This window comes from Clostridium sp. MSJ-8 (assembly GCF_018918325.1).
Classification (GTDB): domain Bacteria; phylum Bacillota; class Clostridia; order Clostridiales; family Clostridiaceae; genus Clostridium.
In genome coordinates this window covers 1-20,536 of the sequence record NZ_JAHLQH010000007.1, presented here as the reverse complement: position 1 = coordinate 20,536, position 20,536 = coordinate 1, and the positions used below count along the sequence as shown (strand labels likewise).

General features: G+C 31.9%; 20 protein-coding genes and 7 tRNA genes. 26 read left to right on the top strand and 1 reads right to left on the bottom strand.

The genetic code is table 11. The features are described 5' to 3' along the window. From mazG to KQI77_RS00735, 26 genes are all read left to right on the top strand, one after another. A complete protein-coding gene (mazG, locus tag KQI77_RS00860) occupies positions 1–1,452 on the top strand; it encodes a nucleoside triphosphate pyrophosphohydrolase (protein WP_216387451.1) in 1,452 nt (483 codons plus the stop codon). A gap of 257 nt (positions 1,453–1,709) precedes the next feature. Continuing rightward, on the top strand, positions 1,710–1,985 hold the full coding sequence (locus KQI77_RS00855) for an HU family DNA-binding protein (RefSeq protein WP_216387450.1): 276 nt from the start codon (positions 1,710–1,712) through the stop codon (positions 1,983–1,985). A gap of 142 nt (positions 1,986–2,127) precedes the next feature. Continuing rightward, on the top strand, positions 2,128–2,370 hold the full coding sequence (locus tag KQI77_RS00850) for an RNA-binding S4 domain-containing protein (protein ID WP_216387449.1): 243 nt from the start codon (positions 2,128–2,130) through the stop codon (positions 2,368–2,370). 55 nt (positions 2,371–2,425) lie between these two features. Further along, positions 2,426–2,698: a sporulation protein YabP gene (gene yabP, locus KQI77_RS00845; protein WP_216387448.1), complete on the top strand. Its 273-nt coding sequence runs from the start codon at positions 2,426–2,428 to the stop codon at positions 2,696–2,698. 11 nt (positions 2,699–2,709) lie between these two features. Next, the gene (yabQ, locus tag KQI77_RS00840) at positions 2,710–3,099 is read left to right on the top strand and encodes a spore cortex biosynthesis protein YabQ (protein ID WP_216387447.1); all 390 of its coding nucleotides are present in this window, start codon (positions 2,710–2,712) and stop codon (positions 3,097–3,099) included. An 86-nt stretch (positions 3,100–3,185) separates the two neighbouring features. Then, on the top strand, positions 3,186–3,470 hold the full coding sequence (locus tag KQI77_RS00835) for a septum formation initiator family protein (RefSeq protein WP_216387446.1): 285 nt from the start codon (positions 3,186–3,188) through the stop codon (positions 3,468–3,470). Positions 3,471–3,533: 63 nt separating this feature from the next. Further along, positions 3,534–3,938 (top strand): S1 domain-containing RNA-binding protein, encoded by a 405-nt coding sequence (locus tag KQI77_RS00830; RefSeq protein ID WP_216387445.1) that lies wholly within the window; start codon positions 3,534–3,536, stop codon positions 3,936–3,938. Positions 3,939–4,142: 204 nt separating this feature from the next. After that, positions 4,143–4,231 (top strand) — tRNA-Leu (locus tag KQI77_RS00825). A 23-nt stretch (positions 4,232–4,254) separates the two neighbouring features. Then, positions 4,255–4,330 (top strand) — tRNA-Met (locus KQI77_RS00820). A gap of 6 nt (positions 4,331–4,336) precedes the next feature. Beyond that, positions 4,337–4,413 (top strand) — tRNA-Met (locus KQI77_RS00815). A gap of 5 nt (positions 4,414–4,418) precedes the next feature. Then, positions 4,419–4,507: transfer RNA gene (locus tag KQI77_RS00810), tRNA-Leu, on the top strand. A 21-nt stretch (positions 4,508–4,528) separates the two neighbouring features. Further along, a tRNA-Met gene (locus tag KQI77_RS00805) sits at positions 4,529–4,604 on the top strand. Between the two features lie 7 nt (positions 4,605–4,611). Next, positions 4,612–4,688: transfer RNA gene (locus KQI77_RS00800), tRNA-Met, on the top strand. 5 nt (positions 4,689–4,693) lie between these two features. Then, positions 4,694–4,782: transfer RNA gene (locus KQI77_RS00795), tRNA-Leu, on the top strand. Between the two features lie 166 nt (positions 4,783–4,948). Further along, the gene (gene spoIIE / locus KQI77_RS00790) at positions 4,949–7,336 is read left to right on the top strand and encodes a stage II sporulation protein E (protein ID WP_216387444.1); all 2,388 of its coding nucleotides are present in this window, start codon (positions 4,949–4,951) and stop codon (positions 7,334–7,336) included. A gap of 106 nt (positions 7,337–7,442) precedes the next feature. After that, on the top strand, positions 7,443–8,840 hold the full coding sequence (gene tilS, locus KQI77_RS00785) for a tRNA lysidine(34) synthetase TilS (protein ID WP_216387443.1): 1,398 nt from the start codon (positions 7,443–7,445) through the stop codon (positions 8,838–8,840). A gap of 1 nt (position 8,841) precedes the next feature. Beyond that, on the top strand, positions 8,842–9,378 hold the full coding sequence (gene hpt / locus KQI77_RS00780) for a hypoxanthine phosphoribosyltransferase (protein ID WP_216387442.1): 537 nt from the start codon (positions 8,842–8,844) through the stop codon (positions 9,376–9,378). A gap of 76 nt (positions 9,379–9,454) precedes the next feature. Continuing rightward, a complete protein-coding gene (gene ftsH, locus KQI77_RS00775; RefSeq protein ID WP_216387441.1) occupies positions 9,455–11,257 on the top strand; it encodes an ATP-dependent zinc metalloprotease FtsH in 1,803 nt (600 codons plus the stop codon). Between the two features lie 234 nt (positions 11,258–11,491). After that, positions 11,492–13,162 carry a formate--tetrahydrofolate ligase gene (locus tag KQI77_RS00770; RefSeq protein WP_216387440.1) on the top strand — a complete coding sequence of 557 codons (1,671 nt, stop codon included), beginning with the start codon at positions 11,492–11,494 and terminating at the stop codon, positions 13,160–13,162. 125 nt (positions 13,163–13,287) lie between these two features. Continuing rightward, positions 13,288–14,070, top strand: a complete 783-nt coding sequence (locus KQI77_RS00765) for a type III pantothenate kinase (protein ID WP_216387439.1) — start codon at positions 13,288–13,290, stop codon at positions 14,068–14,070. A gap of 3 nt (positions 14,071–14,073) precedes the next feature. Continuing rightward, entirely contained in the window at positions 14,074–15,048 is a 975-nt protein-coding gene (dusB, locus tag KQI77_RS00760; RefSeq protein WP_216387438.1) for a tRNA dihydrouridine synthase DusB, read from the top strand. A gap of 126 nt (positions 15,049–15,174) precedes the next feature. After that, a complete protein-coding gene (gene greA, locus KQI77_RS00755) occupies positions 15,175–15,657 on the top strand; it encodes a transcription elongation factor GreA (RefSeq protein WP_216387437.1) in 483 nt (160 codons plus the stop codon). Between the two features lie 14 nt (positions 15,658–15,671). Beyond that, complete coding sequence (gene lysS / locus KQI77_RS00750) at positions 15,672–17,177, top strand: lysine--tRNA ligase (protein WP_216387436.1); 1,506 nt, start codon at positions 15,672–15,674, stop codon at positions 17,175–17,177. A gap of 200 nt (positions 17,178–17,377) precedes the next feature. Next, positions 17,378–17,983: a helix-turn-helix domain-containing protein gene (locus KQI77_RS00745; protein WP_003525258.1), complete on the top strand. Its 606-nt coding sequence runs from the start codon at positions 17,378–17,380 to the stop codon at positions 17,981–17,983. A 108-nt stretch (positions 17,984–18,091) separates the two neighbouring features. Then, positions 18,092–18,757, top strand: coding sequence for a phosphatase PAP2 family protein (locus KQI77_RS00740; RefSeq protein WP_022156502.1), 666 nt, complete (start codon positions 18,092–18,094; stop codon positions 18,755–18,757). 135 nt (positions 18,758–18,892) lie between these two features. Beyond that, positions 18,893–20,284: a zinc-ribbon domain-containing protein gene (locus KQI77_RS00735; protein WP_216387435.1), complete on the top strand. Its 1,392-nt coding sequence runs from the start codon at positions 18,893–18,895 to the stop codon at positions 20,282–20,284. A 59-nt stretch (positions 20,285–20,343) separates the two neighbouring features. On the opposite strand, the gene KQI77_RS00730 is transcribed toward KQI77_RS00735, so the two are convergent. After that, positions 20,344–20,536 (bottom strand): IS3 family transposase (locus KQI77_RS00730; protein WP_216387434.1); only part of this gene is annotated, 193 nt, incomplete at its 5' end.

Genomic DNA, 20,536 nt, shown 5'->3' with positions numbered 1-20,536 from the left:
ATGATATATATAGTTGGGTTGGGACCAGGAGATTATAGAGCTTTAACAATAGGAGCATTAGAAGTGTTAGAAAATAATAATAATATTTATTTGAGAACAGATCATCATCCTATGGCTGAATATCTACAGGAAAAGAATATATCATATAAAACTTACGATTATTTATATGATGATATAGAAGATTTTGAAGAGCTATATATGACTATTGCAGATAAAGTTTTAGAAGAAGCTTCTAACAAAGATATAGTATATGCAGTTCCTGGACATCCTTTAATAGGTGAAAAGTCAGTAACAAATTTAATTCAAAAATGTGATGAAGTTAATATAGAATATCAAATAATTGCAGCAAGTAGTTTTGTTGATGCTATTACTGAAAGATTGCAACTTGATATGCAAGAAGGCTTAAAGGTAATAGATGTCTTTGAAATAGATAAGCAAATATTTGATAAAAGAATAGGAACAATAATAATGGAGGTACAGAATCAGTTAATTGCTTCAGAAGTTAAGATTAAATTATTAGAATATTATGAAGATGAAGCAGATATTTACTTTTGTAAATCTATAGGAATAGCTGATAGAGAAGTTATTAAGTCTATAAAATTATATGAACTAGATATGCAAGAAGAATTTGATGAAATGACATCTATATATATCCCTAAAAATTTGCAAGGTGGCAAAAAGGATATATATGATTTAGTTGATATAATAGATATTTTGCGAGGTGAGAATGGCTGCCCATGGGATATGGAACAGACACATGAATCTATTAGAAAAGCAATTGTAGAAGAGAGTTATGAAGTCTTAGATGCTATAGAAAAAGGTGATATGGAAGGAATGATCGAAGAACTTGGAGATGTATTACTTCAAGTGGTATTTCATGCAGCTATAGAGAAAGAAGAGGGATATTATAATCTATACGATATAATAGAAGGAATATGTAATAAGATGATATACAGACACCCCCATGTTTTCACAGATAAAAAAGCAGAGAATGTAGATGATGTTTTAAATAACTGGGATGAACTTAAGAGAAAAGAAAAGCATATACAGAGCTTTTCTCAAGAATTAGATTCAGTAGCAAAAGCCTTACCTGCATTAATAAGGGCTAACAAAATTCAAAAAAAAGCACATAAGATTGGCTTTGATATGGAAGATTTTAATGAAATGATTGAAAAAGTAAAAGAAGAATTAAATGAAGTTATTGAGGTATATAATTCTGAGAACAAGGGCAGAATACAAGAAGAGGTAGGTGATCTATTCTTCAGTTGTGTCAATTTGTCTCGTTACTTGGATATCGATGCAGAGGAAGCACTCAATGAATCTATAGAGAAATTCATAAACAGAATTAAGCGTATGGAGGAACTTGCTGCTAAGAATAACAGTGACTTTGTGAGTCTGGATTTACAAGAGAAGAATTTCTTATGGAAACAAGTAAAAAATAAAGAAAAATAAGTTAAAATAAAAGGAATTTTAGAATTTGTGGAGAATACTATTAACTAAAGCTATCAGAACATTGTTTTTTAGCATAATTACTGGGTTTATAAAGAGGTATTGTTAATTTTATGTGAATTATAATTAAAACATATAAATAAGTGTAAAAATTTATAGACTATATTAATAAGTAATTATATAATAAAGTAATGTAGTATAGTACATAAAAAGCTATTAAACAGTTATTATTAACTGTACTTTTAAGGAGGATGTTTATAGTGAATAAATCAGAATTAATCGCTAGTATGGCTGAAAAAGCAAATATTACAAAAAAGGATGCTGAAGTAGCATTAAAGGCATTTATAGAAAGCGTTTCTACAGCATTAGAAAATGGTGAAAAAGTTCAATTAGTAGGGTTTGGTACTTTTGAAACTAGAGAAAGAGCTGCTAGAGAAGGAAGAAATCCAAGAACTAAAGAACCTATTCCAATACCAGCTGCAACAGTTCCTGTATTCAAAGCTGGAAAAGAATTAAAAGAAAAAGTTAACAAGTAATAATTATTGAGAACCCGAGAATACTCGGGTTTTTATTTAACATTTATGAAGTATAATATATTTGTTATGAATGTTTACATATAGAATTTAGAATAGTAATTTAAAAAGTTACATACAATAATGTTTGCAAGGAGAGTTATCTTTGAGATTAGATAAATATTTAAAAGTATCAAGAATAATAAAAAGAAGAACAGTAGCCAAAGAGGCTTGTGAAAATGGTAGAGTTACAATAAATGGGAAAGTAGCTAAAGCATCTACAGAGGTTAAAGAAAATGATATAATCGAAATAGCTTTTGCAAGTAAGACAATAAAAGCTAAGATAATAAATATAGCTGAACATGTTAGAAAAGAAGATGCAAAAGAAATGTATACAATAATAGAATAACCATAAGTATTCTTTCATAATATCTTAAAGAGATATTATGAAAGAGGTTTGACTTATGGAACAGATAAAAAAATGTAATTTAACATTAGAAAATAGAAAAAAGATAGTTCTGACAGGCGTTCAAGAAGTACTGACATATAATGATGAAAAGATATCACTTATTACAATAGAAGGAAATTTAGATATTAAAGGTAGCAAACTTAAGATTAATAAATTAGACGTTCAAAATGGTGATGTTATAATAGATGGCAATATAAATAGTATGATATATAATGACAAAGAAGTTATAAAAAATAAAGAAAATTTCTTCAATAAATTATTTAGATAGGTGAACTGAGTATGCCATTAGAATTAAAAGTTCAGCTAGATATTATTTTATATGCTGTTTTAGCAGGGATATTGTTGGGGGCTATGTTTGATTTATATAGAATTATCAGAGGAAATAAAGTACCGAAGTTAATAAGTGCAATAGAAGATATATTGTTTTCTATTTTGGCAGCTATAAGTATCTTTCTCTTTTTGTTATATACTAATTATGCATTTTTAGGATTTTATATTTATATTTTAATTGGTATTAGCGTTAGTATATATTTATTTTTTATAAGTCCTAAGTTAATTAAGGTTGAAATGAAATTTTTTAATGGATTAGGATTTAGCTTAAGAGTATTGTCTAAATGGTTAATGTATCCTATGAGGATAATTATGAATAAGTTGAAAATAAAAAAATAACTAATTAAAAAACTACTTGAATAAAATACCTATTGTGTTTAAAATGTATTTATGAGAATATGAATATAGAATATGAGGTGCTATGGATGAAGAGAAGGGTTAAACTTAAGAATTTAATAATCTTAGTACTGTCTATGATTTTTATTATTGGCTTTATTCGTCAAGAGCGAGCTATAAATAGAATTGAAAAAGAACAAAAGCAAAGAAAAGAACAACTTGAAGAGATAAAACAAGAAAATCAACGATATAAAGAGCAGAAAAATATGATTGCAACTGGTGAATATATAGAAAAATTAGCAAGAGAGAAACTTAATATGATAAAACCAGGTGAATGGTCTGTTCTTAATAAAAAAAATGATTCAAATTCATAAGAATTAAGGTTATAATTTTAATAACAAATAATATATATATATTTAAGGAGGAGTCGTTTAAACATGACCTTGGCGGCAGGAAACATATTAGAAGGAACAGTAGTTAACATCACAAATTTTGGAGCATTTGTGGAAGTAGAAGGAAAGACAGGATTAGTACACATATCAGAAGTGGCAGATTCATTTGTAAAAGATATAAGAGAGCACTTAAGTGAAAATGACAAAGTTAAAGTAAAGGTTATATCTATAGATGATAATGGTAAAATTAGCTTATCTATTAAGCAAGCTAATGTTCAAAAGAAATCAGCAAAACCAGCAGAATTTGATTGGGGTTCTGAAAAGAAATCTGCTTCATCTGTTAATTTTGAAGATAAAATATCAAAGTTTTTAAAAGATAGTGAAGAAAAGATGCAAGATGTAAAGAAACATCAAGAATTCAAAGCTAGAAATAGTAAGAATAGAGCATAGAATTAATAGTAGTCTTATATGAGGCTACTATTTTTTTCTACAGGAAATTATAGGGCTTTAAAGCAGTATATAACTACTAGAATATAGGCATTATAGAAAATGAAAAGGCAATAATAAAAAAAATTAAAAAAAGTTGTTGACAGTAAATTAATCATGCTATATAATTAATTTTGTCGCTGAGAGGTGACGAGTTTTATAGGGTGTGCCGAAGTGGCGGAACTGGCAGACGCACAGGACTTAAAATCCTGCGGTGGTTAAACACCGTACCGGTTCGATTCCGGTCTTCGGCACCATATTTTTTTTAATAAGATAATAACGCGGGGTGGAGCAGTTGGTAGCTCGTCGGGCTCATAACCCGAAGGTCGTAGGTTCAAGTCCTGCCCCCGCAACCATAATAAGGCGGAATAGCTCAGCTGGCTAGAGCATTCGGTTCATACCCGAAGTGTCGTAGGTTCAAGTCCTATTTCCGCTACCATGTGTGCCGAAGTGGCGGAACTGGCAGACGCACAGGACTTAAAATCCTGCGGTGGTTAAACACCGTACCGGTTCGATTCCGGTCTTCGGCACCATATTTTATAATAAGATAATAACGCGGGGTGGAGCAGTTGGTAGCTCGTCGGGCTCATAACCCGAAGGTCGTAGGTTCAAGTCCTGCCCCCGCAACCATAAATAAGGCGGAATAGCTCAGCTGGCTAGAGCATTCGGTTCATACCCGAAGTGTCGTAGGTTCAAGTCCTATTTCCGCTACCATACGTGCCGAAGTGGCGGAACTGGCAGACGCACAGGACTTAAAATCCTGCGGTGGTTAAACACCGTACCGGTTCGATTCCGGTCTTCGGCACCAAAAGAGTTGTAATTGTATTACAACTCTTTTTTTTGATTCTTGTCATACAATAAAATAAAAGAGGGGTATTTGTCTTACGATTTAAATTAAAAAGAACTTTAAATGACAATAATTGCATATTTACAATGCTATAATTTAGTTGATATTAGTGATATAGGAGGATTATATGCAATATCATTTAAATGCAGTTGTTGATCAAAAAAATAAACAAGGGATAGAAGAATTAAATCTAAAGAAGAAAATCGCAATGATATGTTTAGTGCTAATTAGTAGCTTTTTAATTAGCAGAGTTGTTATCTATCTAGATATTACAGAAAGTCGTGGGATTGCTCCTTTAGGAATAGCTATGTTTATGGCTATTTTGCTGAAGTGGAATAAAGAATTGGCTTTTTTAAGTTATTTAGGAGTACAGATAGGATATATATCAATATGGAGTCATATAGAAGAACAGTATTTAGCACTACTAATTACAACATTATTGCTTTTATACAATCTTATTTTTTGTAGAAGTAAAAAACTTAATAAGGAATACATTTATTTTGCAATTGTTATTGTTGGATATTTTCTATATGAGATGATATATCAACATTATACAATAAGAATAAGTGGGGTATTGGCAATAGTAAATGGGCTTATAATCATACCAACGTATTATATTGCTAGATACGTGTATGATGCTATAAAAGAATTCAATGATGGATATTTATTGTCAACGGAAGAATTGATGAGTGTTGGAATAATAATGTGCATGATGGTATGTGGAATAGGTGAAATTGCAATATATGGAATATCGATAAGACTTATATTGGCAAATGCAATGGTTATTATATTTGCTTATACTGGAGGAACCCTATATGGAACATTAATTGGTAGCATAATAGGATTGATATTAGGTGGGTGTAATAATGATATATTTACTAGTATAGGTATCTTTTCTATATTGGGATTAGTATCTGGAATATTCAAAGAATTAGGCAAGACATGTATATGCATAAGTTATCTTATAGTGTATTTATCATCACACATATATATTGATGATTTTAATAAAGTAGCAATTATAGAAGCAGTAATATCTATAATTATTTTTTGGCTTATACCTAAAAGAGTGTTTGAAGCCATAGAAGTTGAAGTTAGTATGGATAAGAAACGTGTGAAATTAAGTCAATTTGAGATAAACGAGTTAAAAGAAGAATTTTCAGATAAAGTTAAGGGATTGGGAGTTTCACTTATTACTATAGCGAATGTATTGCATAGTATGAGTAATAGTAACAATATAAATGACTTATCAAAAAACGAATTGCTAATAGAGAATTTAGGCGATAGAGTATGTAGTAGGTGTGATAGATCTGATTATTGTTGGAAAAAAAATTTTGATGATACCTATAAAGCATTTGAGGTAGTAATAGAAAATAGTAAGAGCGGAAAAAGTGGATTTCCTAGACATCTTGAGAAGAATTGTTTGCAGAAGATAGAACTTATTAGAAATGCAGACAATCTTATTAATAATGATATAAGAGACGATATAAAGAAGAAAGCATTAGATACAGGGAGACTTTTGTTATCAGAACATATAGAGAAAATATCATTATCTATAGATAAAATGTTAGATGACTTTAAACGAGAATTAATGATATGTGGTGATTTTGAAAGAATAATTAGAAAAGCATTTGACAGAAAGTCAATAAAGTATAAGAGTATTTTTTGTTATAGAGATTCTAATGGTAGAGTAGTTGTAAAGATTACATTTAAACATAATGTAAAAGATTCTGTTCCTGATAAAGATATAATAGAATTAATAAATAATGTGATAGCTATTCCTATGTGTATATCATCAGAATCATGTAGATATGATGTAGAAAATAATATAAATATATTAGTGCTTAAAGAAATGCCTAAATATAAGGTAATATCCTATGGTGCTGTTTCTGCAAAGGATGGAGAAGAGTATATGGGAGATACTTATAGTTTTGGGAAAACGAAAGATGGCAACTATATGGTTGTAATAAGTGATGGAATGGGAACAGGACGAATTGCTAGTTTAGAAAGTGGAATGACAGTTGAGATAATAGAGAGATTTTTTGAATCAGGATTTGACTGTGAAACTTCTGTAAATATGGTTAATTCAATAATGAACATGCATTTAGAGGAAACTGAAAGATATTCTACATTAGATTTAAGTTTGTTAAATTTATATACTGGTGGATGTGAATTTATAAAAGTTGGCGCAGCACCTACTTTTATTAAGAGAGGAAAACAAGTTAAGGTAATATCATCAAGTATGCCACCATTTGGTGTGGTTGATGAATTTGAAGCAGATCCTGTGAAGGTGAAATTGAAAAGTGATGATTTGATAATTAATATTAGTGATGGAATATTAGACGTTAGTAAAAAAATTTTTGGAAGCAGTTCTTGGATTGAAAATTATTTGTTAAATTCAACTAAGGACCCTAAAAAATTAGCTGAAGATATACTAAAAACTGCAAAAGAATTAAGTGGAAATATATCACGAGATGATATGACAGTTGTTGTTTCTAAAGTATCTATGTTATATTAAAAAATAGGGCGTTAAAACTAAATAGTTTTAAAAGCCCTTTAATTTTATAATTAAGAAATGTACAATATAATTTATGATACTAAAAATAGAAGGAAGAAATAATGATATGTTAAAGAAAAGATTTTTAGATTTTATATATAAAAATAATCTTATAAGTTCTGGAGATGGAATTGTAATAGCTTTATCTGGAGGGCCAGATTCAATGTGTTTGCTTCATTTATTAAATAGTGTAAAAGATGAATTGAAAATTAAATTGGTAGCAGCACATATTAATCATATGATACGAGGAGTAGAAGCTGATGAAGATGAGAGATTCTGTGGTGAAGAATGTAAGAGGTTAGGGATAGAGTTTTATAGTAAAAGAATAGATGTTAACAAGTATTGTGCTGATAATGGATTATCCTCCGAAACGGGAGGTAGAGAAATTAGATATAATTTCTTTAAGGAAATCATGAATAAAAAACAATTTAATAAGGTAGCAACAGCACATAATGCTAATGATCAAGCGGAAACTATATTAATGAGAATAATGAGAGGAACAGGCTTGGAAGGTTTAGGTGGAATACCTGTAAAAAGAGAAGGTATATATATAAGACCGATATTATTTATGAAGAGAGAGGAAATAGAAGAATATTGTACAATTAATAATCTTAAGCCTAGAATAGATAAAACTAATTATGAAAGAATATATAATAGAAATAAAATAAGATTAGACATATTACCTTATATAAGAGAGAACTTTAATGCAGAAATAGTAGAGGCTATAAATAGAATGAGTATCTTATTGCAAGAAGATAGTGAGTATATTCAAGAACAAGTGGATAAATGTTTTAAGGAGTTCTGTAGAAAGGAAAATGATTATTATATTATAACTGAAGAAGTATTTAAACTTCATAAGTCATTATATAAGAGAGTTATAAGAAAAGTGATAAAGGAACTTACTGGAGATAAATATGATATAGAATCTATACATGTTAATCAAGTAGTTGAATTAGCAGAAGGGTCAACTGGTAAGAAGATAGATTTGCCAAAAAACATTGTTGTTACTAATATATATGGAGATTTAAAGGTCGCTAAAAGAGTTGACGAAAACAATATTGAGAAGGACAGTATATTAATAAAAAAAGAAGAAATTGATAAAAAGACTTTATATTTTGCTGAGGGTATAATAAGTTTTGATGTATTGAATAATAATAATAATGAACAATATAATTTTCAAAATAACTTAATAAAGTATTTAGATTATGATAAAATAGTTAATGCTATAGTTGTTAGATATAGAAAACAAGGAGATAGAATTAATCCTATAGGTTTAAAAGGAACTAAAAAGTTAAAAGATATTTTTATAGACATGAAGATACCTAAGGATATTAGAGATACTATTCCTATAGTTCAGATTGATGATGATATAGCTTGGGTTGTAGGAGTGAAAGTTTCAGATAAGTTTAAGATAACGCAGAAGACAAAAAGAATCTTAAAAATAGAATACAGAAAGGAATTATAAAATGAAAAACGATATTGAAAGAGTATTATATTCAGAAGAAGCAATAGGAGAAAAAGTAAAAGAAATTGGAGAAAAAATAAGTAAAGATTATGCTGGAAAAGATTTGCTTGTTGTAGTTATATTAAAAGGTTCAGCAATATTTGCTGCTGACTTGGTTAGAAACATATCAATACATTGTAATATTGATTTTATGTCTGTTTCAAGTTATGGTAATGGCACTGAATCATCAGGAGAAGTACAAATATTAAAAGATATTACTAACATAGAAGGTAGAAATGTTCTTATAGTTGAAGATATAGTTGATAGTGGAATAACATTAAGCCATTTAGTACAAATTCTAAATAAGAGAAATCCTAATAGCATAGAAATAGCAACATTATTGAATAAACCATCTAGAAGAGTTGAACAAGTAGATGTTAAGTATTATGGATATGAAGTGCCAAATGAATTCTTAGTAGGATATGGTTTGGATTATGATGAGAAATACAGAAATTTACCTTATATAGGTATATTAAAAAGAGAAGTATATGAGAAATAGTAAATTACAACAATCATTGTATAAAAAAAAGACGTATGGTAAAATTTAAAGTATGCAAGAGAGAGGGGGCCGTATAATGAAAAAAGGAACTAATACTGCTATATATATAGTTTTAATATTAGTTATGGTATTGAGTGGAGTTGCTATGTGGCTTTCAGATGGAAAGTCAGAAGTTATTCCTTATAGTAAATTCCAACAAATGTGGAATGATGATGAAATAAAAAAAGTTGTAGTTAAAGAGGATAAGATGATAATTGAGGGTGTTACTAATGATGATAAATCATTTACATCTTATGTACCAGCAGATGTCGTTAGTGACATGATGTTTGATAATGCAAAGGATGATGTAACAATCCAATATTCAGCACCTTCTAATGCTAGTGCTTGGTTAAGTATTATACCTATAGTAATACTAATTATTTTATTTTTGGTATTTTTATTTATTTTTACTCAACAATCGCAAGGTGGTGGCAGTGGTAGGAGTGTCATGAACTTTGGTAAGAGCAAAGCAAAATTAACTACACCTGATTCTCAAAAGGTAACATTTAAGGATGTTGCTGGAGCTGATGAGGAAAAAGCAGAATTAGAGGAGATTGTTGATTTCTTGAAGACGCCATCTAAATATATAGAGATGGGGGCTAGAATCCCTAAAGGAGTTTTATTAGTAGGGCCTCCTGGAACAGGTAAAACTTTACTTGCTAAAGCTATATCTGGAGAAGCTGGAGTACCATTCTTTAGTATATCTGGTTCTGATTTTGTTGAAATGTTTGTTGGTGTAGGTGCATCGAGAGTTAGAGATTTGTTCCAAGAAGCTAAGAAAAGCGGACAATGTATAGTATTTATTGATGAAATAGATGCAGTAGGTAGACAAAGAGGAGCTGGACTTGGTGGTGGTCATGATGAAAGAGAACAGACATTGAATCAATTACTTGTTGAAATGGATGGATTTGGAGTTAATGAAGGAATTATTATGATTGCTGCAACTAACAGGCCAGATATATTAGATCCTGCGTTATTAAGACCAGGTAGATTTGATAGACAGATAGTGGTAGGTGCACCTGATGTTAAGGGTAGAGAAGAGATATTAAAAGTTCATACTAGAAAGAAACCTTTAACAGAAGATGTAGATTTAAAAGTATTAGCAAAGAGAACACCTGGATTTAGTGGAGCAGATTTAGAAAATTTAGCTAATGAAGCTGCATTACTTGCAGTAAGAAGAAACAAAAAAGAAATATCAATGCAAGAGATGGAAGAAGCTATTACAAGAGTTATAGCAGGACCTGAAAAGAAGAGTAAGGTAATAAGCGAAAAAGAAAGAAAATTAACAGCTTATCATGAAGCAGGGCATGCAGTTGTAATGAATTTACTACCAAATGCAGATCCAGTTCATGAGATCTCTATAATCCCAAGAGGTAGAGCTGGTGGATATACTATGAATCTTCCAGAAGAAGATAGATCTTATGCATCTAAATCTAAGTTAAAAGATGAAATGGTAGGATTGCTTGGTGGAAGAGTTGCTGAACAAATTATATTAGGAGATATAAGTACAGGTGCCAAGAATGATATAGATAGAGCTAGTGCTATAGCTAGAAGTATGGTAATGGAATATGGTATGAGTGATACATTAGGTACTATATCTTATGGAACTGATCAAAATGAAGTATTCCTTGGAAGAGATCTTGGAAGAGGACGTAACTTTAGTGAAGAGATTGGCGCTGAGATAGATAAGGAAGTTAAAAGATTCATAGATGAAGCTTACTCTAAGGCAGAACAATTATTAAAAGATAATATTAATAAATTACATGCAGTAGCACAAGCTTTATTAGAAAAAGAGAAAATAGATAGAGAAGAATTTATACAAATATTCGATGCTGCATAGAATTAAATGTCTCATTTTATTAAATGAGACTTTTTTTACGCTTCTAGGAAATTATATTTGGTTTGAAGGCGTGGACAAGTATCTTGGATATATTTTACTATAAACATATTGTTGTAAAATATGGCTTTTTGCAAAATAATAGGTATTTGAAAAAATTGATAATAATGATATAATTTTAATTGCAAATTACAGATTGCAAAAATACATTTATCGAGGAAAAGGGAGTTGTACAACATGAAAAGTGATATTCAAATAGCTCAAGAAGCAAAAATGGAACCTATAGTAAACATTGCAGAAAAATTAGACTTACATGATGATGACATAGAATTATATGGTAAGTATAAATGCAAAATATCCTTAGATGTAATGGATAAATATAAGGATAAAAAAGATGGTAAGTTAGTGCTTGTAACAGCTATTAATCCTACACCAGCTGGTGAAGGAAAATCTACAGTAACTGTAGGTCTTGGTCAAGCGTTATGCAGAAAAGGTAAGAAAGCAGTTATTGCATTAAGAGAACCTTCTCTAGGACCAGTATTTGGAGTAAAAGGTGGTGCTGCTGGAGGTGGATATTCACAAGTTGTACCTATGGAAGATATAAATTTACATTTTACTGGTGATATGCATGCAATTACTTCAGCAAACAATTTATTATGTGCAGCAATAGATAATCATATACACCAAGGAAATACTTTAAGGATAGATTCTAGAAGAATTATATTCAAGAGAGTTATGGATATGAATGATAGATCATTAAGACATATAGTTGTTGGAATGGGTGGAAAGGCAAATGGATTCGTTAGAGAAGATGGATTCATGATAACAGTTGCATCAGAAATAATGGCTATATTATGTTTAGCAACAAGTCTTACTGATTTAAAAGAAAGAATGGGTAATATATTAATTGCATATGATTTAGATGGAAACCCAGTATATGCAAAACAATTAGAAGTACAAGGTGCTATGGCATTATTAATGAAGGATGCAATAAAACCAAACTTAGTTCAAACATTAGAAAATACACCAGCAATAATTCATGGAGGACCATTTGCTAATATAGCACATGGATGTAATTCAATATTAGCTACTAAGTTAGCATTAAAATTAGGAGATATAGCTATAACCGAAGGTGGATTTGGTGCAGATCTTGGTGCTGAAAAATTCTTAGATATAAAATGTAGATATGGAAACTTAAATCCTGATTGTGTTGTTATAGTTGCAACAATAAGAGCATTAAAACATCATGGTGGTGTTGCTAAAGCAGATTTAAATACACCAAATGTAGATGCATTAGCAAAAGGAATAACTAATCTAGAAAAGCAAATAGAAAATATTAAAAAATATAATGTGCCAGTAGTTGTTGCAATAAACAAATTCTTATCAGATAGCGATGAAGAAATTGCATACATAAAAGATTTCTGTGCAAAACTTGGAGTTAAAGTTGCATTATCTGAAGTATGGGAAAAAGGCGGCGAAGGTGGATTAGAATTAGCTGATATGGTAGAAGATATATTAAGTAATGAAAAATCTAACTTCAAAGTATTATATAGCGAACAAGATTCAATAAAAGATAAAATTGCTACAATTGCAAAAGAAATCTATGGTGCAGATGGAGTACAATATAGTGTAGCTGCAAATAAACAAATAGCAGAATTAGAAAAATTTAATTTAGATAAATTACCAATATGTATGGCTAAAACTCAATATTCATTATCAGATAATCCTCAATTATTGGCAAGACCAACTGGATTTGATATAACTGTTCAAGAAGTTAGAGTATCAAATGGTGCTGGATTTATAGTTGTATTAACAGGAAATGTAATGACAATGCCTGGATTACCAAAGGTTCCAGCTGCTAATAGAATGGATATATTAGAAAATGGTGAAATAGTAGGTCTTTTCTAATTAAAAAATACCACTATATAACTTGACAAAATAGACCTAGTTGGTAAAATTATAATGTAAAAATTAACGTATACGTAAAGGCAGCTGTGTATGGCTGCTTTTAATTTTATTAAGGTGGTGCTTTTATGATTTTACTTGTGGATGTTGGGAATACTAATATAGTATTAGGAGTCCATAAAGGGGATAAATACATTGCAAGCTGGAGAATATCTACAGATGCACAAAAGACATCTGATGAATATGGAATTCAGATTATGCAGTTATTTGCAAATTCAAAATTAGATGCTAGGGAAGTAAAGGGAATAATTATATCATCTGTTGTGCCTAACATTATGCATTCTTTAGAGAATATGATTAGAAAGTGTTTTAGGATGGAACCAATAATAGTGGGGCCAGGAATAAAGACAGGAATAAATATAAAATATGATAATCCTAAAGAAGTAGGGGCAGACAGGATAGTTAATGCAGTAGCAGCATATGAGATATACAAAAAATCATTAATAGTTATAGATTTTGGAACAGCAACAACTTTTTGTTCTATAACTGCAAAGGGAGATTATTTAGGCGGTTGTATAGTCCCAGGAATAAAAATTTCTTCAGAAGCATTATTCGAGAGAGCAGCAAAGTTACCTAGAATTGAACTAGAATATCCAAGTAACATAATTTGTAAAAGTACTATATCAAGTATGCAAGCTGGAATTTTATATGGATATATAGGTCAGGTTGAATACATTGTTAAAAAGTTTAAACAAGAGATGATGGCTAAAGGTTCTGAAGAACCATTTGTTCTTGCTACAGGAGGATTAGCTAAGTTAATTGCAAAAGAAACTGATGCAATAGATGCTGTAGATCCTGAATTAACCCTTGAAGGATTAAAGATACTATATTATAAAAACAAGGAGCAATAATATATGAAAATAGGCAATCTCGTTTTTGACAACAATGTTTTTTTAGCACCTATGGCAGGTGTTACAGATATTTCTTTTAGAGGTTTGTGTAAAGAGATGGGTTGTGGTCTGGTTTATACTGAGATGGTTAGTTCAAAAGCGTTATATTATGAAAGTGATAATACTAAGAAACTATTAAGAATAGCAGAAGAGGAAAAACCTGTAGCTGTTCAGATATTTGGTAGAGAACCTAAGATAATGGCAGAAGTAGTAGAGAAACATTTTAATGCCAGAGATGATATATGCATAATAGATGTTAATATGGGATGTCCTGCTCCTAAGATTGTAAAAAATGGTGAAGGATCTGCACTTATGAAAGAACCAGCACTTGCGGCAGAGATAGTAAGGAAACTCAAGAAAGTTTCTACTAAACCAGTAACTGTTAAGTTCCGAAAAGCTTTTGATGAAAATAGTATAGATGCAGTAGAGTTTGCAAAATGGATGGAGAATGCAGGAGCTGATGCTATAGCTATTCATGGAAGAACTAGAAAGCAGATGTATGAAGGTAAGGCAGATTGGGATATAATAAGAAGAGTAAAAGAAACAGTTTCTATGCCAGTAATAGGTAATGGTGATGTATTTTCACCAAAAGATGCAATAGAGTTGACTAAACTAACTAATTGCGATGGAATAATGGTCGCAAGAGGTAGTATGGGTAATCCATGGATTTTTAGAGATATACAAGATGCATTAAATGGCAGAGAATTAGTGGAAGTATCTGCAGCAGAGAGAGTAGCTATGTGTATGCGTCATTATGAATTAGCAATTAAATATGATGGTGAATACAAGGCAGTAAGAGAAATGAGGAAACATGCCTCTTGGTATATAAAGGGATTACCTAAATGTACTGAGATTCGAGGTATAATGAATACAATAGATAGCAGCAAGGAAGTTTTAGACCTATTAATGAGTTATAAAGATGAACTTTCAAGAAAATAAAACATATTATAAATTCAGTATGAATAATATAGTTTATTGACATATTAAGGTGGCTGATTTATAATTATTTAAATGATTTTACGAATTTTAAATAAGAAAACTAGGTTTGTTAAAGGGGAATAAAGTATGAGCGATGCAAAAAAATACGTAATGACTTACGAAGGTGTAAAAAAATTAGAAGAAGAATTAGAATATCTTAAAACAACTAAAAGAAAAGAAGTTACAGAGAAGATAAAAGTAGCTTTAGGATATGGTGATTTAAGTGAAAACTCAGAATATGATGAAGCTAAGAATGAGCAAGCATTTACAGAAGGTAGAATACTTCAAATAGAAAATATGCTTAAGAATGCTACAGTAGTAGATGATTCAGAAATAGAAGCTGGTAAAGTATCAGTAGGATCAGTTGTAAGAGTAAAAGACTATGATTTTGATGAAGAAGTTGAATATACAATAGTTGGTTCTGCAGAAGCTGACCCAATGAATTTTAAGATATCAAACGAATCACCAGTTGGAAGTGGTTTAATAGGTAAAAAGGTAGGAGATATTGTAGAGATAGCAGTTCCAGATGGAACAAGTAAATTTGAAATATTAGATGTTAGAAGAGCATAATTGGAGGTATAGTAATGTCAACTGAAGAAATCAGTATAGAAGAGTTGGAATCTAAGTATAATGAACAAGAGCAGTTAAGAAGAGACAAATTAGCAGAATTACAAAAGGAAGGTAAAGACCCTTTTGATGTATATAAGGTTAATAGAACTCATACTTCTGCACAAGTAAAAGCAAATTATGAAGAATTAGAAGGCAACGTTGTAACAGTTGCTGGTAGAATTATGTCTAAAAGAGGTCAAGGAAAAGTTGTATTCTCAGATATATATGATAGAGATGGAAAAATGCAATTATTCATTAAGATAGATGAAGTTGGAGAAGATAACTTAAAGCAATACAAAGCATATGATATAGGAGATATAGTTGCTGCAACAGGAACAGTTTTTAAGACAAAAACTGGAGAGATATCAGTAAAGGTTAAAGAATTTGAATTAGTATGTAAATCACTTAAGCCATTACCAGAGAAATGGCATGGATTAAAAGATCCAGATTTAAGATATAGACAAAGAGAAGTAGATATAATTACTAATCCAGAAGTAAAAGAAACTTTTATTAAGAGAAGCCAAATAATAAGAGGAATTAGAGAATTCCTAGATGAAAGAGGATTCTTAGAAGTAGAAACTCCAATTCTAGGAGCTATAGCTGGTGGTGCTGCAGCAAGACCATTTATAACACATCATAATACTTTAGATATGGATATGTACTTAAGAATAGCTACTGAACTTTATTTAAAGAGATTAATAGTTGCAGGCTTTGAAAAGGTATATGAAATGGGAAGAAACTTCAGAAATGAAGGAATGGATGTAAGACATAATCCTGAATTTACAGCAATAGAATTATATGAAGCATATGCAGATTACAATGATATGATGGAAATAACAGAAAACATGGTAGCATATGTATGTGAAAAGGTTAATGGTACTACTAAGGTTACTTATCAAGGAACTGAAATAGACTTTAAGCCACCATGGAGAAGAATAACTATGGTTGATGCAGTTAAAGAATATGCTGGAGTAGATTTTGATAGTATTGCAACAGATGAAGAAGCTCAAACAATAGCTAAAGAAAAGCACTTAGAATTCCCTAAGCCATTAGATACAGTAACTAAAGGTGAAGTATTAAATGGACTATATGAAGAATTCTGTGAAGAAAAGATGATTCAACCAACATTTGTTTGTGATTATCCAGTAGAAAATTCACCTCTTACTAAGAAAAAGAGAGGAAATGAAATGTTCACTGAGAGATTCGAAGGATTTGTATTTGGTAGAGAATTATGTAATGCATATTCAGAACTTAATGACCCTATAGTACAAAGACAAAGATTTGAACAACAAGCTAAATCAAGAGAATTAGGCGATGATGAAGCTTATGTTATTGATGAAGAATTCATGAGTGCATTAGAAACAGGAATGCCTCCAACAGGTGGTCTTGGAATTGGTATAGATAGACTTATTATGTTCTTAACTGATTCATCATCAATAAGAGACGTATTATTATTCCCTACGATGAAGAGTCTGAACTAATAAACCCAGTAAAATCAAGGGTTTCGAGCCCATCAAAAATATTTTGCTACAAAACACCAAATTTACACCAATCGGTGCTAAAAACGGTGCAGAGACTAAAAAATCGCATAATTTACGGAATGAATGGGCAGTCCCATAGTGGGATTGCCCATTTCTAATAAAGGATACATTCGTATCTGAGTGCAAAAGGAATGTTTATTATGGAATTAAGTGAAAAATTACAAGAGTTGAGGAAAGAAAAAGGACTCACGCAGGAAGAACTTGCGGAAGCGTTATTTGTGTCTCGCACTGCAATTTCTAAGTGGGAATCCGGCAGAGGAGTTCCCAATATCGAGTCATTAAAAGCAATTTCAAAGTTTTTTTCAGTGTCAATAGATGAGTTATTGTCCGGTGAAGAAATACTTAAAATTGCTGACGAGGATAATAAGCAAAAGGAAAAACATACAAGAGACTTAGTGTTTGGTTTACTCGATTGCAGTTTGATTATGTTTCTGTTTCTGCCTTTCTTTGGACAAAAGGGTGATGAGATTATAAAAGAGGTATCTTTACTTTCGCTGACAGGTACCCCGCAGTATATCAAAATACCGTATTTAATTATTGTATTTGGAATTGTACTTACAGGTGTTTTGCTTCTCGCTCTACAAAATTATGAAGCAGTGTTTTGGTTGAAACACAAACATCAAATATCCATTGTGTTAAGCACAGTTGCTACAATAGAATTTATGATAACACTTCAACCTTATGCAGCCTTTTTCACTTTTGTTTTCTTGGCGATAAAGTCTCTGATGCTGATAAAATGGCGATGATACGAAGCGTGTCGCCAATGTGACGGTGAAATTCTTTTCATTTTTATTCATTCCACCTATATTGTAAACAGGCGAAAGCCAAATAATTATGGCAAAGGATTGATAAAAATGAAAAAAGAAAAAAGTCAAAAAGTATTGCTTTCAGGAATAGCAATGGTAGTGTTATTTATTTTGTGGACAGTGGCAATAAGCCTTATTGATGTTCAGCCCATCGGGCCACAAAACTCTTCTGTTGGATTTGCAACCTTGAACGGCTTTATCCACAGCCTGACAGGTGTGCATATGGCAATATATACCGTTACGGACTGGTTAGGACTGATACCGCTTTGCTTTATTTTGGGATTTGCGTTGCTTGGACTTATACAGCTTATTAAAAGAAAAAGCTTATTCAAGGTCGATTCCAGTATTTTGGTGTTGGGAGCATTCTATATTGTTGTAATGGCGGCATATTTGTTTTTTGAATTTTATGTTGTCAATTACCGCCCGGTATTGATTAACGGTTTTCTTGAAGCTTCGTATCCATCATCGACAACCTTGCTTGTTATGTGTGTTATGCCGACAGCTGTTATGCAGCTAAACAGTAGAATTAGAAATACAAAAATGAAAAGAGCATTTGCCTTTGCTTTAATTGCATTTACTGCTTTTATGGTAATTGGCAGGTTGATATCCGGTGTTCATTGGATTACTGATATTATTGGCGGGGCAATTTTAAGTGCGGGTTTAGTGATGATTTATTATAGTGTAACCACTCTTATTGCCCGACAGGAAAGATAAAATTCTAACTGAGGAATCACTTATTGACCTTGAGAGATATTTTCTCCCAAGGTCTTTCTTATTATTCGCAAACTACACCAATCCCGATTTTCTCAATATAATTGGGATAATCACAAAGGAAGGGGTGGTTGTACTATGACGGGCAGTTTAGCAAGCGTTCATCCGGAGCTTATTCCTGAATGGTCAGAGAAGAACTTACCGCTAACGCCGGATAAGATAACCTTCGGTTCAAATAAAAGAGTGTGGTGGAAAGGTGCTTGCGGACACGAGTGGGAAACGAGCGTCAAAGCTCGTTCAAAGGGCGAGAAATGCCCGATATGCTCAGGAGCGAGAGTAATAGAGGGTATCAATGATTTAGCCACATTGAAGCCCCTGTTGGCTCAGGAGTGGTCTAAAAAGAACAAATTAAAGCCTACCGAGGTATCTGTCGCTTCTCATAAGAAGATTATTTGGAAATGTAAACACGGACACGAATGGGAAGCAAGCGTTAAAAGCAGAACGGTAAACGGCACAGGCTGTCCATACTGCTCACATAATAAAGTCCTTGCCGGATTCAATGACCTTGCTTCACAGTATCCCGATATTGCTGCTGAATGGTCTGACAGAAATCTTCCGTTGCTGCCTACAATGGTAACAGCCTTTGCAAACAGTAAGGCTTGGTGGAAGTGTAAGACCTGCGGTTATGAGTGGAATACGCTTATCTCTACTCGTTCTGGTGGTAGTAAATGCCCCTGTTGCAGTGGCTATATATTTATAAAAGGCAAGAATGACCTAAAAAGTACACACCCACAGATAGCCAAAGAATGGTCAGAGAAAAACTATCCTCTGCAACCGGATGAAGTCAATGCAAAGTCGAGGAAAAATGTATGGTGGCATTGCAAGAGATGCGGTAACGAGTGGAAGTCGGTTATCAATGCCCGTGTGAAAGGAACGGTCTGCCCTGTTTGTGCAGAGAGAGAAGTACTTGCCGGATACAATGATTTGGCTACGACGGATAAGCAGCTTCTGACAGAATGGGATTATGAATTAAATAAGTTGAAGCCGACGGAAGTTTCAAGAAATTCGGCAAAGAGAGCGTGGTGGAAATGCAGATACGGTCATTCTTGGAGTATGAAGATAAACGAGCGTACTGTTCTCGGAAAAGGGTGCAGAATATGTGAGCAGGAGTATCTGTCGTTGTTCCCGGCTCTTGCAATCAGTTATTATGCCAATTTGAAAGGATTGAAAGTTGAACTTGGCTCTGACAGGTTATTCGGCATTCCACTTGATGTATATATCCCACTGGAGCAGGTTGCCATTCAAGTGAATACGGACTCGGAGAAGATAGACATACTAAAGGAACATCTCTGTAAACAACGTAGAATCAAACTCATTAAGTTGCCGATGAATCCAAACGAAGCGGAACCCGAATATGCACAGCGTATCAAAGCGGCATTTCAGAACGTACATATATTTATATCTTCCGATACAGAAGAAGATGTTAAGATAATCAGGAAAATATTTAAGAACTGGAGGAACAGCCGATGAGAGAAAAGAAATATCATTGGTCTTATGTCAATATTTTGGACACAAAAAGTCAAACTTTTTTATGCTGTACTTCTAGCTAATAATTCACATTGTTCTGGAGTCATGTAATTAATAGAAGAGTGCAGTCTTCTTCTGTTATACCAACCTTCAATATACTTAAAAATAGCAACATTAGCTTCTTCAAAGGTTCGGTATTTATTTCTATAAATTTCTTCTTTCTTTATTGATGAATGGAAAGATTCTATGCAAGCA

Excerpts from the sequence above, each read along its gene's own strand:
- mazG (WP_216387451.1), top strand. The coding sequence starts at position 1 with ATGATATATATAGTTGGGTTGGGACCAGGAGATTATAGAGCTTTAACA.
- yabP (WP_216387448.1), top strand. The coding sequence starts at position 2,426 with ATGGAACAGATAAAAAAATGTAATTTAACATTAGAAAATAGAAAAAAG.
- yabQ (WP_216387447.1), top strand. The coding sequence starts at position 2,710 with ATGCCATTAGAATTAAAAGTTCAGCTAGATATTATTTTATATGCTGTT.
- KQI77_RS00835 (WP_216387446.1), top strand. The coding sequence starts at position 3,186 with ATGAAGAGAAGGGTTAAACTTAAGAATTTAATAATCTTAGTACTGTCT.
- KQI77_RS00830 (WP_216387445.1), top strand. The coding sequence starts at position 3,534 with ATGACCTTGGCGGCAGGAAACATATTAGAAGGAACAGTAGTTAACATC.
- spoIIE (WP_216387444.1), top strand. The coding sequence starts at position 4,949 with ATGCAATATCATTTAAATGCAGTTGTTGATCAAAAAAATAAACAAGGG.
- tilS (WP_216387443.1), top strand. The coding sequence starts at position 7,443 with ATGTTAAAGAAAAGATTTTTAGATTTTATATATAAAAATAATCTTATA.
- hpt (WP_216387442.1), top strand. The coding sequence starts at position 8,842 with ATGAAAAACGATATTGAAAGAGTATTATATTCAGAAGAAGCAATAGGA.
- ftsH (WP_216387441.1), top strand. The coding sequence starts at position 9,455 with ATGAAAAAAGGAACTAATACTGCTATATATATAGTTTTAATATTAGTT.
- KQI77_RS00770 (WP_216387440.1), top strand. The coding sequence starts at position 11,492 with ATGAAAAGTGATATTCAAATAGCTCAAGAAGCAAAAATGGAACCTATA.
- KQI77_RS00765 (WP_216387439.1), top strand. The coding sequence starts at position 13,288 with ATGATTTTACTTGTGGATGTTGGGAATACTAATATAGTATTAGGAGTC.
- dusB (WP_216387438.1), top strand. The coding sequence starts at position 14,074 with ATGAAAATAGGCAATCTCGTTTTTGACAACAATGTTTTTTTAGCACCT.
- greA (WP_216387437.1), top strand. The coding sequence starts at position 15,175 with ATGAGCGATGCAAAAAAATACGTAATGACTTACGAAGGTGTAAAAAAA.
- lysS (WP_216387436.1), top strand. The coding sequence starts at position 15,672 with ATGTCAACTGAAGAAATCAGTATAGAAGAGTTGGAATCTAAGTATAAT.
- KQI77_RS00745 (WP_003525258.1), top strand. The coding sequence starts at position 17,378 with ATGGAATTAAGTGAAAAATTACAAGAGTTGAGGAAAGAAAAAGGACTC.
- KQI77_RS00740 (WP_022156502.1), top strand. The coding sequence starts at position 18,092 with ATGAAAAAAGAAAAAAGTCAAAAAGTATTGCTTTCAGGAATAGCAATG.
- KQI77_RS00735 (WP_216387435.1), top strand. The coding sequence starts at position 18,893 with ATGACGGGCAGTTTAGCAAGCGTTCATCCGGAGCTTATTCCTGAATGG.